The organism is Vibrio sp. A11, assembly GCF_013048705.1.
Classification (GTDB): Bacteria; Pseudomonadota; Gammaproteobacteria; order Enterobacterales; family Vibrionaceae; genus Vibrio; species Vibrio metschnikovii.
Map to the genome: position 1 here is coordinate 169,701 of NZ_VHSI01000009.1, position 16,497 is coordinate 186,197.

The 16,497-nt window shown below is 43.0% G+C and carries 13 protein-coding genes and 2 pseudogenes; 3 read left to right on the forward strand and 12 right to left on the reverse strand.

Annotation, left to right across the window (positions count from 1 at the left end; all coding sequences use genetic code 11):
• Positions 1–57: 57 nt before the first annotated feature.
• From FKQ60_RS11345 to FKQ60_RS11365, 5 genes are all read right to left on the reverse strand, one after another.
• Positions 58–609 (reverse strand): molecular chaperone TorD family protein, encoded by a 552-nt coding sequence (locus FKQ60_RS11345; protein ID WP_170906523.1) that lies wholly within the window; start codon positions 607–609, stop codon positions 58–60.
• Between the two features lie 140 nt (positions 610–749).
• Positions 750–1,562, reverse strand: coding sequence for a DmsC/YnfH family molybdoenzyme membrane anchor subunit (locus tag FKQ60_RS11350; protein WP_170906524.1), 813 nt, complete (start codon positions 1,560–1,562; stop codon positions 750–752).
• Positions 1,563–1,565: 3 nt separating this feature from the next.
• Positions 1,566–2,183: a DMSO/selenate family reductase complex B subunit gene (locus tag FKQ60_RS11355; protein ID WP_040904699.1), complete on the reverse strand. Its 618-nt coding sequence runs from the start codon at positions 2,181–2,183 to the stop codon at positions 1,566–1,568.
• A 12-nt stretch (positions 2,184–2,195) separates the two neighbouring features.
• Entirely contained in the window at positions 2,196–4,634 is a 2,439-nt protein-coding gene (locus FKQ60_RS11360; RefSeq protein WP_154169186.1) for a DMSO/selenate family reductase complex A subunit, read from the reverse strand.
• Between the two features lie 130 nt (positions 4,635–4,764).
• Positions 4,765–5,289, reverse strand: a complete 525-nt coding sequence (locus FKQ60_RS11365; protein ID WP_170906525.1) for a 4Fe-4S binding protein — start codon at positions 5,287–5,289, stop codon at positions 4,765–4,767.
• A gap of 213 nt (positions 5,290–5,502) precedes the next feature.
• Here FKQ60_RS11365 and FKQ60_RS11370 point away from each other — a divergent pair, with 213 nt between their 5' ends.
• A complete protein-coding gene (locus FKQ60_RS11370; RefSeq protein WP_170906526.1) occupies positions 5,503–6,633 on the forward strand; it encodes a glycerophosphodiester phosphodiesterase in 1,131 nt (376 codons plus the stop codon).
• Between the two features lie 104 nt (positions 6,634–6,737).
• Here FKQ60_RS11370 and FKQ60_RS11375 read toward each other — a convergent pair whose 3' ends face one another.
• The 4 genes and pseudogenes from FKQ60_RS11375 to FKQ60_RS11390 form a co-directional block, all read right to left on the reverse strand.
• Positions 6,738–7,484 (reverse strand): glycerophosphoryl diester phosphodiesterase, encoded by a 747-nt coding sequence (locus tag FKQ60_RS11375; protein ID WP_170906527.1) that lies wholly within the window; start codon positions 7,482–7,484, stop codon positions 6,738–6,740.
• A gap of 414 nt (positions 7,485–7,898) precedes the next feature.
• Positions 7,899–8,030 (reverse strand): annotated as a pseudogene (locus tag FKQ60_RS11380) (IS200/IS605 family transposase); the annotation flags it as partial.
• Positions 8,031–8,223: 193 nt separating this feature from the next.
• Positions 8,224–8,709: a toll/interleukin-1 receptor domain-containing protein gene (locus FKQ60_RS11385; RefSeq protein ID WP_228764204.1), complete on the reverse strand. Its 486-nt coding sequence runs from the start codon at positions 8,707–8,709 to the stop codon at positions 8,224–8,226.
• Between the two features lie 212 nt (positions 8,710–8,921).
• The gene (locus tag FKQ60_RS11390; protein ID WP_031814118.1) at positions 8,922–9,164 is read right to left on the reverse strand and encodes a hypothetical protein; all 243 of its coding nucleotides are present in this window, start codon (positions 9,162–9,164) and stop codon (positions 8,922–8,924) included.
• Between the two features lie 1,073 nt (positions 9,165–10,237).
• On the opposite strand from FKQ60_RS11390, the gene FKQ60_RS11395 reads away from it, so the two are divergent.
• Together FKQ60_RS11395 and yidZ are read left to right on the forward strand one after the other, a co-directional pair.
• Entirely contained in the window at positions 10,238–11,446 is a 1,209-nt protein-coding gene (locus FKQ60_RS11395; protein WP_170906533.1) for an MFS transporter, read from the forward strand.
• Positions 11,421–12,377, forward strand: a complete 957-nt coding sequence (gene yidZ, locus FKQ60_RS11400) for an HTH-type transcriptional regulator YidZ (RefSeq protein ID WP_170906529.1) — start codon at positions 11,421–11,423, stop codon at positions 12,375–12,377. Before FKQ60_RS11395 ends, yidZ begins: the two co-directional genes overlap by 26 nt.
• A gap of 413 nt (positions 12,378–12,790) precedes the next feature.
• Here the strand turns inward: yidZ and FKQ60_RS11405 are convergent, their stop codons facing one another.
• The 3 genes and pseudogenes from FKQ60_RS11405 to FKQ60_RS11415 form a co-directional block, all read right to left on the reverse strand.
• On the reverse strand, positions 12,791–14,527 hold the full coding sequence (locus tag FKQ60_RS11405; protein WP_170906530.1) for an ATP-binding protein: 1,737 nt from the start codon (positions 14,525–14,527) through the stop codon (positions 12,791–12,793).
• A gap of 12 nt (positions 14,528–14,539) precedes the next feature.
• A complete protein-coding gene (locus FKQ60_RS11410) occupies positions 14,540–15,799 on the reverse strand; it encodes an SIR2 family protein (RefSeq protein ID WP_170906531.1) in 1,260 nt (419 codons plus the stop codon).
• A gap of 102 nt (positions 15,800–15,901) precedes the next feature.
• Positions 15,902–16,497, reverse strand: a pseudogene (locus tag FKQ60_RS11415) (type I restriction endonuclease subunit R); the annotation flags it as partial.

Below are 16,497 nucleotides of genomic sequence, written 5' to 3' on the forward strand. Positions count from 1 at the left end.
TTTAAAATAATTAAACGCAGTCAATAAATAGCCATATTTACAGGCCATATTGTGCAATTACTCGGAATTATCACTCGATAATTCTGCTAAAAAATATTCCGCTAATACTGCTAAAGAATAATAAAAATCATCTTCATCACAGGCGGATTTTAAACGTTGTAAATAGAGCGTCGCCCACGGAAAAAGATGATCCGTTAATAGCTCGATAACCGCAGATTCTTGACCTTGTTCGAGAAAATGAGCAAGGGCTAATAACATTAATCCAAATTGATCTTCTGGTTCCTGACGGGCGAGTTGCACCGCTAAACCATGACGCTGGAGAAATTGACGATAAGCCAAGGTACTTTCACCCATCACGATATGCTCATGATCTAAGTATACCGATCCCCAAGGCGGAGCGGGCATATCCCCTAGCCCTTCGAATAGTACGCTAAAGCGCTCAGGTTGTGGCTCTGGTAGATGATGGCACACGGTTTCGATAACCTTAGGATCGCTCCAAGAGAAATAATGAGCTAATTGAGGCAGATCGTGTAACGCATACTGCGCAGGCTCGCTCTGCGGTGAATAGTAAAATAAACTACCAAGGATTCGAGGAACAATGGCTAACATTGGCTTTCCTTTCTGTTTTAAAAAGTACTCAGCCCGTGAGCCAACTCCCAGCGAATTCGCTTAAAGTCGCTGCTCTCACAGGCTGAACGGTACACACTGTTTAGGAGAAGAATACGCTCAAAGTATCCTCCCAACCGCCACTACATGGTTATCCACCATAAGTTATAAAAGGTAATACGTGAAGCCAGCTCGCCAAGGATCATCAGTGCCGCACCGCTAAAAAGCAAAGGTTTAACGGCTTGTTTTTTCAGTAAGACCCACAAAGCAAGTACCAGCGCGATGGTCATCGCGAACAAATACGTGTACCAAAACATCGTTTGTGCATTCACTAAATGCGGTACTTGCTCGGTTAAAAACGCCATATAACCGGTACGAGTTGCAAACGAAATCGCCGCTCCCACGATGACCGCTAACGCACCGAGTCGTTTAGCACCGAGTGCTAAAGCACACATCCCACCAGAGATAGCAACAGTTAGCCACAAATGCAGCGACGTATAATGGCTATTCCAAGCCGGGACGGTGGCCAATTGATAAACCTGCGTAATCGACCAAGCAAAAGCTAGGCCTAATAGTACGGCAATCCCATTCAACCATTGGTGCAATGTATCGGTAACAGTAACGTTAAACTTGCTTTTCAGTATATCGCGCAGGCGAGGAGCACTGAGTGCCACCGTTAAAAAAGCACAACCAAAATAGAGGCCACTTAAAACAATTTCATTACTCATCGGTGAACGGAATAAACCAAACAGCAAATTAAACGCACGCTGAGGTTGTCCCATATGTAAGCCACCAATCGCCATGCCTACAGCAAATAAAATTACGGCAACCAGGTTGATTTTATGACGCTGAGCATTGGTAATTTGTCCAACAAGACCAGCAATAAAAGCCAATAACATCATACCAACCGCGGTTTGGCCTAAAACCGTGAAAAAGACTAAAGGTAATTCATGCATCGTTTATACCTCTGAAGGGTTTTGAACAGCACCGGTTTTATCACCAGTCATACGGGCATCCGCGTGTGCTTTAATCACTAAACTGGGTTTGGTCAGTTGCGGATCCGGTAAGGGTGCGACCGCATTGGTATCGCCATATTTGGCGCGTAATGTGGCTATCTCATCAAAATCAAGCGCGCGCTGTGGACAAGACTCGACACACACGGGTTTTAAACCTTGAGCCACTCGCTCATAGCAACCATCGCACTTCGACATCACTTTCTTTTGTTCATCAAACTGCGGCGCACCATAAGGACAACGCATTTCACAATAGCGACAACCAATGCATTTATCTTGATCAACCACCACTAAACCATCTTGTTTCCGTTTATGCATCGCTCCTGTCGGGCAACCTTTCACACACGTTGGTTCAGCACAGTGATTACAGGAGATGGATAAGTAGTAGTTGAAGGTATTTTGCTGCCAAGCATTGCCTACTTTCTGCCACTCACCACCACCATACTCGTATACTCGGCGATATTTTGGGCCTACCTCTTGCGCCTTCTCATCTTTACAACTGATTTGGCACGTTTTGCAGCCAGTACATTTGGATGAGTCGACAAAAAAGCCATATTGTTTCATTTAAAAATCTCCTCAGACGCGCTTAACGTCGACCAAATTGGTGTGTTGTGGGTTACCTTTAGCTAACGCCGTTGGCCGTAGCGAGGTTAGTCGGTTGATACAGCCACCAACATCAACACCTTGTTTATTGGTCTGCGCCCATGCGCCCTCTGGCATCGCCGTTACACCGGGCATAATGCGTGGTGATACCTTCGCTTTAATTCGCACTCTTCCTCTGTCATTGAAGACTTCGACAAAGTCATCATTGTGGATACCTCTCGCTTGAGCATCGATGGGGTTGATCCACAAAACATCCGGCGCAACTTCTTTCAATTGAGCAACGGACGAATACGTTGAGTGGCAATGACCTTTGGTATGAAACCCTGTCAATTGCAACGGATATTTATTCAGCATCGGTTTATCTTCGATACCTTCAACGGCTGGCCAGTATTCTGGAATCGCCGAAATTTTATCTCCGGGCAGTAATTGCCATTGAGTCGCCAATTCAGCCAATTGCTCTGAATAAATCTCAATTTTTCCTGATGGCGTTTTCAGCGGATGTTGCTGTGGATCATCACGGAAATCTTTTAACGCAATATGTTTACTGCTATCAGCGATCCGGCGATCAATCACGCCCATACCATCGGTTTGCTCAAATGGAGGCAAATGCGGTTCTTGTTTACGCACTTGGTTATAAGCGTGTTCAATCCACTCTTGGTAGGTGCGACCTTCGGTAAACGCCTCTTTCAAACCCATCTTATCGGCGATTTCCGCCAAGACATCGTAAGTCGGCCGATTTTCCCACATCGGTTCAATCGCTTTTTGTAAGCGAACCAAATAATGATAAGAGCCTGATTGATAAGAGTTATTAATTAACTCATCGGATTCTAAGGTTGAAACATCGGGCAGTAATAAGTCGGCATATTTAGCGCTGGCTGTCATGTGGTTATCCCATACCAGAATAAATTCACACAAAGACTCATCACGCAGCACTTTATCGACTTGGTTAAGATCCGAATGCTGATTAGCGGTGATATTGGACGCGTAATTCCATAAAAACTTCACATTGGTCGTTAAACGATCACGACCTTTGATGTAATCTTTTTCTGGTGTCATCTCGGTGCCGCGCGTGATCGCATCGACCCAGCTAAAACATGGAATCGACACTTTGACTGGGTTTGGTATCGCCAGACCCGCTAGTGGATAATTGACACTGCCTCCCCAAGTACCAATATTGGTTCCAGGACGACCAAACTGCCCGGTCATAATCGGCAGCATCATGATCGCGCGCGCAGCATGCTCACCGTTTTGTGTGCGTTGCACTCCCCAACCTTGAGAGATCCACGCTGCTTTAGCGCTAGCAATTTCACGAGCCAACTGACGAATACGTTGCGCGGGAATTTCGGTCAATGCTTCCGCCCATTCTGGCGTTTTTTCAATCTTGTCTTCCCCAAGACCGAGAATATAAGCTTTATATGATGAGTTCGCTGGCGCACTGGCAGGCAAAGTTTCTTCACTCCAACCGACCGTATATTGGTTAAGCATGGCCTCATCAAGCAGATTTTCTTTGATTAAGGTATGGCCAATTGCCGCGACTAACGCCGCATCGGTTCCCGGGCGAATCGGTAACCATTCGGCATTAAATGCCGTCACGCTGTCGGTGCGGCGAGGATCAATCAAAATAACCTTAGCGCCGCTTTGTTCGAGAGCATGATAAATTTCCGCAATTTGTCCGCCACCAGACATGCGTGTTTCTGCCAAGTTTTGGCCAAACATCACCACTAAGTCGGAATTTTTGATCTCAGCAAAAAGCGTTTGTTGCTCAGTGCCGTAAATATTCCCTGCTTGTCCAAAAACAAACGGCTGAATACGGTTAAGTTGAGCTTCTGAATAGGTATTGTGCATGTCTAAGAAGCCACCAGCTAAATTAAGCAGGCGCTTACACGTATTACGGCCTTGTAAATTCGCCCCTGTCGTTCCACTACCATATTGATAGTAAATGGCTTCATTACCATAAGTGTTGATCACTCGTTGCAATTGCTCAGCCACAATGGTGGTGGCTTCATCCCAACTGATGCGCTTGAATTTACCTTCACCACGTTCACCGACCCGCTTCATTGGGTACTTTAAACGGTCAGGGTTATAGGTACGAAAACGAGCTGAGCGCCCCCGTAAACAAGGGCGAATTTGATGCTGACCAAAAATAGCTTCATTGACCCCATCTTCTGGAGAGATCTTAACGGCTACACCATCGCGCACATGAACTTTAAATGGGCAACGACTGCCACAGTTCACTAAACAAGCGCTATAACGGATCTGTTCTGGGCTCAGCGAGGATGATGGTGTTGGTGCAGCCAGCGCATTAAATGGCAAGCTGATCGAACTGGCAGCAATCGCTGCGCCAGAAGCAACCGCAGAGCTTTGTATAAACTCACGGCGCGTAAATAGTTTTTTGATTATTGATGTGGACATAGACCCTCCAATGTATCGGCCTATTATCCAAACCTTGCATGATCTTCCCTATGATCACTATCAATGAAAATGTAATTAGTGGTTACACTTTTAAACATTTACTATCAAATAGTAACAATAATAGTTATCATTAGTTTTCTGTTGATTTGCGAAATTGCCACTCAATCGCATTAGCAGGACAAATCGGACGGCATTGACCACACCCATTACATAAGCCTTCATTCACTACGGGTTGTTGATTCGGCTCGCACTGAATCGCTTGAGTTGGGCACTGCTCAATACACAATTCACAATAACCCAATAAACGATTATGACACTGATAAGCAAAGGTCGGTAAAAGCTCAGTTTTCGTGGCAGGCAGCAGCGCCCCGGTTGGACACACTTGCGCGCACTGAGTGCACAATTGGCAATGATTGTAATCTAGACATAACTCAGGCCACTGGCCTGTTAACTGGATAACGGAGCTTGGGCACGCTTCAACACACAGACCACAGCCATCACATAACTGCCTGAACGTTGCCTCTGCTAATGCCCCCGGTGGACGAGGTATGGTGCGTTTCGGCTGATCATCCACCTCATGATAAGCGGCCTTACCTCTGGCAACTAAACCACGAAAAAGATCACGGCGACTAAAATTACGGGGACTCTGACTCATCATCACCAAGCTACGATAAACAACACACTTCAATCATAGCGCGAAAAGACGTAAAGCTAAAAGTCTTGTTCATGTTCAAAAAGCAGATGACCTAACTTGCGCTTACTGACTTGCGACAATTTTGAATATTTGCTCTATTTATGTTAAAAAACAAGCCAAAACATACACCAAAACTATATTATCTAGCCTCATTCAACTAAAAGGAGTATTACGTTGAATCTTTCTTCGCAGCACCACACCACTCGTAGCGCATTAACGAGCCTGACAGCACCATTTCTCTACAGCACATTAGGCGTTATTGGCGCACTCTCATTATCAGGCTGCTCAAGCACATCATCGACACTGTCAGCACCGCTTTCTATTCCAGACAACGCGATTATTGCTCATCGTGGCGACTCTTATAACGCACCAGAAGCGACTTTACCGGCTTATCAATTAGCCTGTGAATTTGGGGCAGACTATCTTGAAGTCGATCTACAACGCAGTAAAGACGGCGTTTTAATTGCTGTACATGATAATAATTTGCGCAATAAAACCAATATTGCGGAGATTTACCCAGAGCGAGCCGATAGTCCAGTAAGCAGTTTTACTTGGGCTGAATTAGAAAAATTAGATGCCGGATCTTGGTTCAATAACGCCTATCCAGAACGCGCAAGAGAAAGTTATCGTGGCTTGCAATTAATGACCTTAGATCAAGTCAGAGAGGTTGCTGAGAATTGCTCACACCAACCTGGCCTTTATATCGAAACCAAATTACCTGAACTGTTTCCAGGTATCGAAGCGGATCTGAGAGCGAACTTGCAACAGCACGGCTGGCTAGATAAGGAAATGAAAGGTAAGGTTATTTTGCAAACCTTTGAAAAAGAGAGCTTAGTTCAACTGCAAGCGGAAATGCCGAACATCCCTAAAGTCCTTCTGCTATGGACTGGCGACGGTTATATCGATATGAAGCCTACAGAGCCGAAACAAGATGATGAAAGCTGGGCGGCTTACTACGCACGAGTGCAAGTCGCATCAAAATCGGCTTATGAAGAATGGATAGATTTTGCTAAAGACAATGGCGCAATTGGCGTTGGCCCATCAGGGACTCAAGCCAACTTTGCTGACTCGTGGTCGAGTAATTTTAGCTATATGGATCTCGCTAAACCTTGGATGATAGAGATGAATCAGCAAAAAGGGCTAGTTACCCATATTTACACCTTAGATGATGCTGAAGATCTTATCCGCTATCGCGATCGGGGAGTGACCGGCTTTTTCACTAACCGTCCTAATCTCGCCGTCGAAGCGTTAACTGGACGTCCAGCAAAAGACGTTACCGCAACGCTAGTGAAACTTGGTTATTAATCTCAATCAACGTTGATGGTTTCTATAAAAAATCCCGTATCAATACGGGATTTTTTGTTCTGCTGACAATAACTTGCTTCACTCAAGCTACCGATTTAGCGCAGCTAATTGGTCGCAGAGAGGAATGAACGAGGGAATGTCTGAGCGATATCGGTAAAGATACCATCCACGCCCCAGTTAAATAATTGGTTGGCTCTTAGTAGGCTATTGACGGTATAAACGTTCACTTTGTAGCCTTTGGCTTTAAAAGCGGCAACCTGCTCACGAGACAATCCTTCATTTTCTGGGTGAATATATTCAGCTTGGCATGCCTGTAAAATTGATTCCCAATCTTCCGACAGTGTCTCTTTAGTAAATAAACAAGCGGTCGGATAGTGCGGCGCACGCCGTTTAAATTCATAAAGAGCAATATGATTAAAACTCGAAATGATCACTTTTCTGTCACTATCAAGCAGTTTTAGTCCCTCAATCACGCCCTCAATTAATTTGAGCGTTTTCTCCCACCCTGCCGTACAGGATTTTATCTCAATATTAGCGTCGAGTTTTAGCTGATTGAGCATTTCAATAAATTGGCGAAAGGTCGGGATCGGCTCACCAGCAAACGCATCAGAGAACCATCCACCAGCATCAATATTCGCTAGATCTTGTTGACTCAATCCATACAGGCTACCACTGCGATTGGTACAACGATCTAATGTGTCATCGTGAGAAATCACTATCGTATCATCACCAAGGATATCAACATCACATTCCAGCCACTGCACCTTATGTGTATGGCAAAGACGAAAAGCAGCTAAGGTATTTTCAGGGGCTAACGATGACATGCCACGATGGGCAAAAAGTGTGTTCATTTTCAATCAACTCTCTGTGAATTGTTGCATTTCGAGCGCAGATAATCGCTCGTTCGAGCTTGAAATGCACTATACCGGAGTCAAATTGTTAACAATAGAGTAGACGGTTCAGAAATGTGATTAGCCGTTGAAAATCAGCCAATACACTACGCAACCTCAACTGTAGGATAGAAATAAAGTATCATACTGATTGTCTTGAGCATCACAATTGATCATCCAAAGCTGATCATCCACTGCCTTGGCACGTTTCTGGACAGAAGTGAGTTACCGACTTAACTAAATTAGTAGAGTACGGATAACTTCAAGTATAGAAAATTCAGTGTCAGAAGTTGCTGGATCAACTCAAGTAAAAATCCGCCTTCTTAGAAGGCGGCTTTGGTTTACAGCCCCCTGAAAGGGGGCATACTCGCGCTGTTAGTTCATCTTCAACTCTAACTGCGCCTCATATTCTTGATCTTTCTTGTCTTGGTGTCTGACGCACCGTCTGATGATTTCTTCATTTACGCCAACCGTATCAACAAAGTAACCTCTTGCCCAAAAATTGGACATGTGATGAACTTCTGTAATCGCCCATGTTTTTTGTTTCCTCTTATTTATGGTGAATAAGAGGTTTACTTCTAACATGGGCACTTCTTCGGGCAATAGCCCCAAGGTTCAATCACCACCGCCCAAGGCGGTGGTTTAGGGATGACAATAAAAGGCGACAAAAGCCGCCAATTATCAACATATGCATAGAGAGTTAAACGTCAACTAACTCTGCTATCTTCTCTGCAATCACTGACATCGAGTCTTCCGAAGTGTCTAAACCAGATCTAGATGCAAGCAGAGGACTCACATTGCGTAGAGCTTCATAAGTTGTATTGTGTACGATAGGTACGATCTGATTGCCTGCTAGTAATGCAGACAGCTCTTTATCAGCAACGCTCTCTTTTGGCAGACGCTCTAACATTGCGGGAGTAACCAAAACAAGCCCAACTTTAGAGTTTGCTAAACCTTTATCTATTGCGCGCATCATAGGCACGCCCAAACCAAGATCTTTTTCACTAAACCAAACTTTAACACCCGCAGTTTCGAGCAAATCATGTAACTCTTTCGCTGACTCTTTACGATCAGCCCATGCATGACATAAAAAAACATCACGTAAGTCTGGCTGAATGGCTACACGAGACTCAACCGCTTCACGTATAGGTGTTAAATTTACGATTTGAGCGGAAGTATATGACACTGAAGAGCTAGATTTAGACCAACGAGGTTTAGATTTGCTGGAATAACTACCGCTGCTACTTAACGAACTATGAGATGAGTATGGAGAGCTATAACTACTATAATAGCTACTGTACCCACGACTTTTGTAACGACATGCAGGACAGTTTGCAGCGGCTTCTGCTGAGCTATGTCCTCTAACTGGTGCTGTGCATCTTGACATAAAGTTATTCCTCATCTCTTTCTATTGGACTGTGATAGAACTGAGCCAGCAAGTGATTTGGTGTCATCACTATACTTACTGCTTCTCAAGACTTTTGAAGCCTTTTCTTCAAGACCTCCACCAGTCTGTTTCTGTGAAGAAGACTGAGCTAACACTGAACCTGCCAGTGATTTAGCCGTCTTAGATGCAGATGGATTCTGCAACGTTGCTGCCGCTAGAGAGGCAACCTGTTTCGTAGTTTGTTTAGTGTTCATAGCTGTTTCCTTGTATCACACTGTACGAATTCGCAGGTTGCAGAGGTGACTAACTGTGTATACTCTTTTAAGACACTACCCAAAAAAGTTGTATACTTATTAGTTTCCTCCGAAACCAAATTAATACTCTTTCCCCTAATCTAAGCCTTAGCTTGGTTTAGGGGTTTTGCTTATAAATGTACCACCAATAATTTCTCCTCTGTGAATAAAGTTACCCACAACAAGAATACTACATGTTGTGTTTAGCGTTGAGCCATGTTCAAGATAGTGCTATCGAAAATTCATTGCAAGTTTCAGTTCTTGGATGACTTGTGGATAACTAACAAAATTAAAAAAAACAGTAAGTATCTACTAACCGATGAGCTTAGAGCTACTAAGATTGCAATAAATTGCCGTTTTTAGATCGGTCTATTCGTAACCATAAACAAAAAAAAATTACTTGATCTTTAGGTAAAATGGCCAAGTCAATTTTGTTGAGTTAAATGTGAGACTCTCATCACAAAAACAATGAAAGCAATGAAAAAAGGCTGACTTTGATTTGCTATTCACAAAGAGCACTACTCTCTCGAAATAAGTACATATGGCGAAGTAAAAGACGAGCGTAGCTAGTAGTTAATGCCTAGAACTATTTTGTTCTCAGAGTTGTAACTACTGATGATACCCACCACAGTGGTACTTCAAGCCCGAACGAATCGCCCCCACTTGTTCATAGTAACCTTTAATACCACCTAGATTGGTAACTTCGTATTACTTCTGGTAGGGAAAAGTCGTAATAATAGACAGTGCATGAGTATTTACAGTGAATTACTTTGGGGCAAAAGTGTTTTTGAATTTTTAACAAATTAGCAACCCCGTATTAGGTTGATTATAGCAATCGCGTAGTAGCTCAAGGAAAAATCAAGCATGTATGAAAAACAGGCTCACAGGAGCCTTATCAACGTTAACTCCTGAGATACCCATACATTTCATTTACTAATGTCGTAAATGGAAATACCTGTTGTCATAAAGGTAACGCGCCAAGTTCAGATATGTCTCATATTATCCTCGTAACCCCAACCACTTATGAGACCACCATGAAACCTGCGGCTAATGTATCCCGATATCTGCTATGCAGCTTTGCCTTTGTGCTGCTCTATCCCACTGCCATCGATCTCTATTTGGTTGCCTTGCCACAAATTGCCAACGATCTTTCTGCAAGTGAATCCCAACTTCATATCGCCTTTTCTGTTTATCTTGCGGGTATGGCTTCTACTATGGTGTTTGTAGGACGAGTTGCTGACCGTTTTGGCCGTAAACCTGTCGCCATGTGTGGGGCAGTGATCTTCTCGCTTGCTTCGACGCTGGCTGGTTCAGCTGAAACCAGTGATAGCTTCCTAGTTATGCGATTCTTCCAAGGCGTTGGAGCGGCATGTTGCTATGTTGTGGCCTTCGCTATTTTGCGTGATACCTTAGATGATCAAAAGCGCGCTAAAGTGCTTTCTATGCTTAATGGCATAACTTGTTCTATTCCCGTGCTAGCACCTGTTATCGGTAATCTGATCATGATTAAGTTTCCGTGGCCCGTGTTATTCACCGCCATGACGATGATGGGTGTTGCGATAGGTTTAATTGCTTGCTTTGTCTTGAAAGAAACCTTGCCGAAAGCCAAATGCACCGTTTTAGTTGTTAGTGAAGGCTCGAACGAATCTCTGTGTAACCGCTTTTTTATCTCGCGCGTTATTTATACTTCTTTAGGCGTCACCGCGATTCTCTCTTATGTAAATACATCACCAATGATCATAATGGATTTACTTGGCTTTACTCGAAGTGAATACTCAACGGCAATGGCACTACTCGCGATAGTAGGTATGACAACATCGTTTTCAGTGCCATTTGCTCTGTCTTACTTCAAACAAACCACATTAATGTTCGCGGCACAAATCTCCAGTTTGCTGTCGGCTATCGTTATTCTTGCGGCTCACTTGAATAGCGATAGTTCGACACTCTATATGGTAGGATTTATTTTGGTCAGCATGAGTTTTTCAATGGGATTTGGCGTGGCGATGAGTCAGGCGTTAAATCAGTTCTCTCGCAAAGCTGGACTGGCAAGCTCTATGCTTGGCATAGGACAGGTTTCTTGGTCTGCATTTTACATTTGGTTCATGGCAACGTTAGGTGTGTCGGCCGTGATGATGTTAATGATAGCGTTGGTTGCTAGTGGAGTTATTGGACTCTCTATAATATTATTATTTCCAAATCATAACGTTAGTGAGCTTCATGAAGAAATCTCTTGCCCGACTTGATCTCAATTTATTGCTCACTCTGCAGTTGCTCTTGCAAGAGCAAAGTGTCACGAAAACGGCGAAAAAACTGAATGTAACCCCCTCATCGGTGAGTAAGTCACTGGCTAAATTACGTGATTGGTTTGACGACCCTTTATTTGTGAACACACCGCTGGGACTTAAACCAACAACGCTTGCAACGAGCATGCAAGAAAGCTTGTCAGACTGGATGCAAATCGGTAATCAGATTGCATCGCGACGCGGTGATGATGCGCCGAGTGGTGTGAAGTTTCACCTTGGCGTCGAGTCGCCATTGTCACTCATTATGGTGGATGAACTGACTAAACGAATTCATGACACGTATCCCGATTCTAAAGTGAAGTATCACAATTGGGATTACGATTCATTAGACGCGATTACGCGCGGTGAAGTGGATATCGGTTTTACGGGGCGTGAGAGCCATCCTCGCTCTAAGGAGTCGCTAGAACTGCTGCCATATTTCATCAATTTTGAAGTTCTATTTTCCGACCTGCCTATGGTGTATATCCGAAAAGACCATCCAGCGCTCAAGCAAGAGTGGAATTTAGATACTTTCTTAAGCTATGCCCATATCAATGTTACATGGGAGAAAAATGACAGTTGGGCATTGGATGAGATCTTGGCTGAGCAGGGGTACACCCGAAATGTTAGATTAACAATGGCGAGTTTCGAACAAGCTTTGTTTGTTGCCGAAAAGCCCGACCATCAAATGTTAACTACGGCACCAAAGTATTGTCAGCGGTACTGCGAGCAACTTCACCCTAATTTGCTGGCGTTGCCTATCCCGATTACGGAAGATTGTCAGCATAAACTACTGATTCCGTTTACTATGATTTGGCACAAACGTAATAATCAGAATCCTAAAATCGTATGGTTGAGGGAGACGATTAAGAACCTATATGGCGCAAGTTGAACTATTAATTTTGCAGTAAAGCAATGAACAGCCTCCCACCTTGATGCTATCAATAGCCGTAGGAGTAAGATCTTACCTTCCATTAGATTAAGTATTTTAAAATCTTCAACTCTATTATCCACTTCGACGTTGGTCTCAGCTCATTTTGGGGGCATAAACGTTTTAGAAATGGCAGCGTGCCGATGTGAACGCTGCCATTTTTGTATGATACTAATACTAAGTATGAGACTTTATTCTTCTCCTACCTCAGCTGTTGGATGACATTAAAGCTTGAAACTTTTCTCTCGTGTATGCCTAAATGTTACATGTCAATAGACATAAAAATATAACAATAAAGCTTAAAACTAATCTGACAAGAATCTCAATAAAAATAAAAATAAAACAATAAAGATCGAAACTAATTAATTGCTTTCCTATACTTCCGGTTTCCAACTTTTAGAAAAGCCAGCGCTTTTCGAAGTTGGCGCATTTGCAGGACGTTTCATTTTCACAGTCATAGGAAATGGGAAATCGACTCCTAACAACAACGCTTCTCCTTGACCCAAGACAGGGAGAAAAGATGCTGAACGTTGATCAATAGCGCCAACAGCCTTTTTTACAATTTCTTGGTCCAGCTGATTGGTCAACCTATGAACAATAAGTGTACCTATCTGACTTAAAACATCTTCAGGAATGTCACGTGGGCGCTGAGTAGCAATGATGGTATTTAAACCATACTTTCTACCTTCTTTAGCAATATTCCCAAAGGCATCCAACTCAAATCTGTTCGTTTCTTCTCCGATGCGCTTATTGAGAAATTGATGAGCTTCATCAATAAATACTAATAGAGGTGCACCATGGTTTATTGCACCTTGCCTGGCTACAGATAACAACTTTCTACCAATGGCATTAACAAGTATTTCTCTTGAGTTTGCTTCAAATGGAACTTCAGAAAGATCTAATCTCAGCACATTATTGCTACTTATTGGCGAACAGAAATCATCAATAAGATTAGGTAATGTCTTTAATTTATCATCCGGGTCAATCATCCATTTTAAATTGGGGTTGTTTGAATAGGCTTTAATCCGAGCTATCAGGTTTAAACAGTGGCCAACATCATTATCAGCTCTACCGCCCCAAATAGTGGGGTTAGGATTATTAGCATTACCGCCATTGGGCCACACACACTCGTTTACAATCTGGTCAGCAATGTTTTTAAACATCCATGGAGCTGTCTGGATAGAGCTATTCATAGATAATAGAGCAGCTTCGTAAGGAGCCTTTGCTTGACCAGACTTGTTCAAAAGATAATTTGCATTGAAATCAAGGCCATGATTTTGTTTCTGCCAAAATTGCCACACTATTTTCTGACTCTCGATAGCTGCCTCCAGTTTAGGCGCTTGGCTTTGCGCTGAAGGCCTTAAAAAGGCTCTAATATCTGAGTCTGTAAACTGCCAATGTGGAAAAGTTAACTGATTAAATGGAGTTGCTTTTGCATGATTCCCAACATAGTAACTATCACAGCCAAGTGACTCATATTCCCCCGTGGGGTCAATAATAATTGCTTTTCCTCCGGCCTTAATCACTTGCTCGATGATGTTTGTCATCGAGTAACTTTTTCCGCCACCTGTTGCTCCTAAAATAGCGCAATGGCGTGAAAACAATTTCTCAGGGGTAACGTGAACAGTTACGGATTCATCATGCGGAAGGGAAGCTAACGGTAAATGGATTTGGCCAGGCTCCTCATCTTGTTTACCTTCAGCGATTATTGCTACCAGATACGGGTGAGCTGAATATATTTGGCTACCTAATCTCGGATGCTGTTTAATTCCTTTGTAGTTACGACCATTAGCTGGGTTCAAACTCACTAATAATTGAACCAGTCCAATTGGGTGATTTTCGGATGGTTTATCCGCCAAACCGTCAACACTTAATCTCTCTCCACCCTCAATCCACACTTTCACTAAGCGCCCAAGTATCGCTGTTTCACCTATGTCGATGAATACAAATTCATTTACTTCACCAGCGGCTATTCGATTTCCGAATGACCAACTGGGCTCACCAGATCCCGCTTTAGATAAGTTAATGATAAGCTCGGTTGCAGATACGCTAATGACGCTACCAATCCGTCTTGTTGGATCGTAAGGGGAAAACCACTTTTTCCGCTCCATGAATAGTCTCCCTTATTTAATACTCGCAGTGATTTTTTCAAATGCTTTGAAGAGTTCGTCCTCGGGAGTTGTTGATCTTCGTTCAGGTAGCAGACTAGAAAACTGTTTAAACGTTGAATCCATTATCGCGATTCTACCATCCCCATGGTCAATAGCTGCCATTAGCAGATTCCTAATTTCATCATTGAATGAACCCGTTACACTGAATGGGTCTTTCGTTGCAACCATCAGCATAAACTCAGGGTTAGTCCTAAGCGCCATAGTCAGCGCATTATTTATATGCTTATCATTAAAACCAAAACCTAGGCACAGTACAGCCGTTTTTGGTTGTTTAACTACTTCCAAAAAAGAAGTCATCATATCTAAGTAAGGAGAATCATAAGATGTCTGATATTTGCTACTGCTTGGATAGATAAAAACAGGTTCACCAATTTTGCTATCAGCACCTAGCTTTCTAACTCTGCCGTTAAATTTTCTCCAGTCCACAGAGCCATGCATCTTATATAGCTGAACCACATTGGATATGTATGCGCCTTCACTGCTCTTAGAGTGCCCACGGTTCACTATGTCATACTTGAACCACATAGGATTAAAAAAAGAGGGGTTAGAAAACTCAAAACCATCAATAACAACAAAACCAGTATTTGATGCAGCGTGCTCAAAAGCCAAGTCATAATTAGTCGTGAATAGTTTAAGTCGTTGTTGCTGAGCACTCCTTCTACCTACTGCACGCATAAATTTATCATGACTAACCCAGTCTGATTCAGGGATCGATTCAGTAAAGGTAGTTTTAGCTAAAATTATGTTTTTGGCTTGCTCAAGGAACTTACTTACTTGATTAGTTCTTTGATTTGAAAGGTTCCCAACGGCTAAAGAGGAATCGCAAAGAGACAATAATAGTTCAATGTCTGGCTTTGCATCTCCGTTTGCTTCACGATGTTTTTGAAGGGCATCATAATTTGTTGCCCTCAAAACCAATTGAAAAAGATTCTCATCTGCTTTTTTACAATAGTCCCAAAGGTGCCACATACTTGGAGCGATAGGCGCTTTATTCTGCTGAGAAGGCTTATTAAATGTTAAAGACGTGCCTGAGCCAGCCAGTATGACTAAATTATCAGTATCTAAAACTTTATTGATAAAACGAAAAAATGTGGCCAGCTCGTCATCTAAGTCATCATTAGAAAGATCAATTTCGATTGGCTCTCTCTTCGAAGACGCGGAGTTCCTTTTTATGTCTGATGACAAAAACCTTACTATGTTTTCATTTTCCATTTTTTAATTCACCTTCCACGTAAAAGACAACCAGCCTAGAAACCAATAAATTTCAGACGCTTGTGCTATTTAACTTCCTTCCTGAACAGCACGTAATAACACTTATATCTGCCCACCCACACCTTTGAATTTTTCAACAAAAGCGGCAATTTTCTGAAAAACCGTTTGCTTCTGGGTTCGGTACTGTGGGTTCAATGGGCTAAGTTTGGGCAGCGCCTCATTAAGTGCAGTGCCATTTTCAGAGGCGTACTCACGTTTGAGTGATGACGCAATATAACGTTTGGCAGCATCGATATTGAGCTTTTCAGAGGCAATGATGGCATCGGCTTCGCGCTTCTGCTCCGCTTGGGCGAACTTGAAGAAGGCGTCGATAATGCTGGCTTTGTCATTGATCTCATCTAGGTTTGTCTGGTTAATAAAATCAACCACCAAGCTCTCTTTCGCTCTATTGCCAAGGCTACCGCGGATCATACGACGAACTTCTTCAATCAAGCCTTCTTTGCTCTTGTTCTTCTTATTGTGATCAAAAATCAGTTCAAGAATGTAATCGAGGTTGATTTCTTGCGATTTGAGCAAATCAATTTCAAAGACCACATCGTCCCAGTCTACCGTTGACTTATCTTTGTCCTGACCTTCTTTATCGCGTCGCAACCAGTCGCGGGTATCGTTGTAGGTAGAGCGATAATCTTGAATAGCGC

Coding starts and splice junctions, on each gene's coding strand:
- FKQ60_RS11345 (WP_170906523.1), bottom strand. CDS start 609: ATGTTAGCCATTGTTCCTCGAATCCTTGGTAGTTTATTTTACTATTCA.
- FKQ60_RS11350 (WP_170906524.1), bottom strand. CDS start 1,562: ATGCATGAATTACCTTTAGTCTTTTTCACGGTTTTAGGCCAAACCGCG.
- FKQ60_RS11355 (WP_040904699.1), bottom strand. CDS start 2,183: ATGAAACAATATGGCTTTTTTGTCGACTCATCCAAATGTACTGGCTGC.
- FKQ60_RS11360 (WP_154169186.1), bottom strand. CDS start 4,634: ATGTCCACATCAATAATCAAAAAACTATTTACGCGCCGTGAGTTTATA.
- FKQ60_RS11365 (WP_170906525.1), bottom strand. CDS start 5,289: ATGAGTCAGAGTCCCCGTAATTTTAGTCGCCGTGATCTTTTTCGTGGT.
- FKQ60_RS11375 (WP_170906527.1), bottom strand. CDS start 7,484: ATGAACACACTTTTTGCCCATCGTGGCATGTCATCGTTAGCCCCTGAA.
- FKQ60_RS11390 (WP_031814118.1), bottom strand. CDS start 9,164: ATGAACACTAAACAAACTACGAAACAGGTTGCCTCTCTAGCGGCAGCA.
- FKQ60_RS11395 (WP_170906533.1), top strand. CDS start 10,238: ATGAAACCTGCGGCTAATGTATCCCGATATCTGCTATGCAGCTTTGCC.
- yidZ (WP_170906529.1), top strand. CDS start 11,421: ATGAAGAAATCTCTTGCCCGACTTGATCTCAATTTATTGCTCACTCTG.
- FKQ60_RS11405 (WP_170906530.1), bottom strand. CDS start 14,527: ATGGAGCGGAAAAAGTGGTTTTCCCCTTACGATCCAACAAGACGGATT.
- FKQ60_RS11410 (WP_170906531.1), bottom strand. CDS start 15,799: ATGGAAAATGAAAACATAGTAAGGTTTTTGTCATCAGACATAAAAAGG.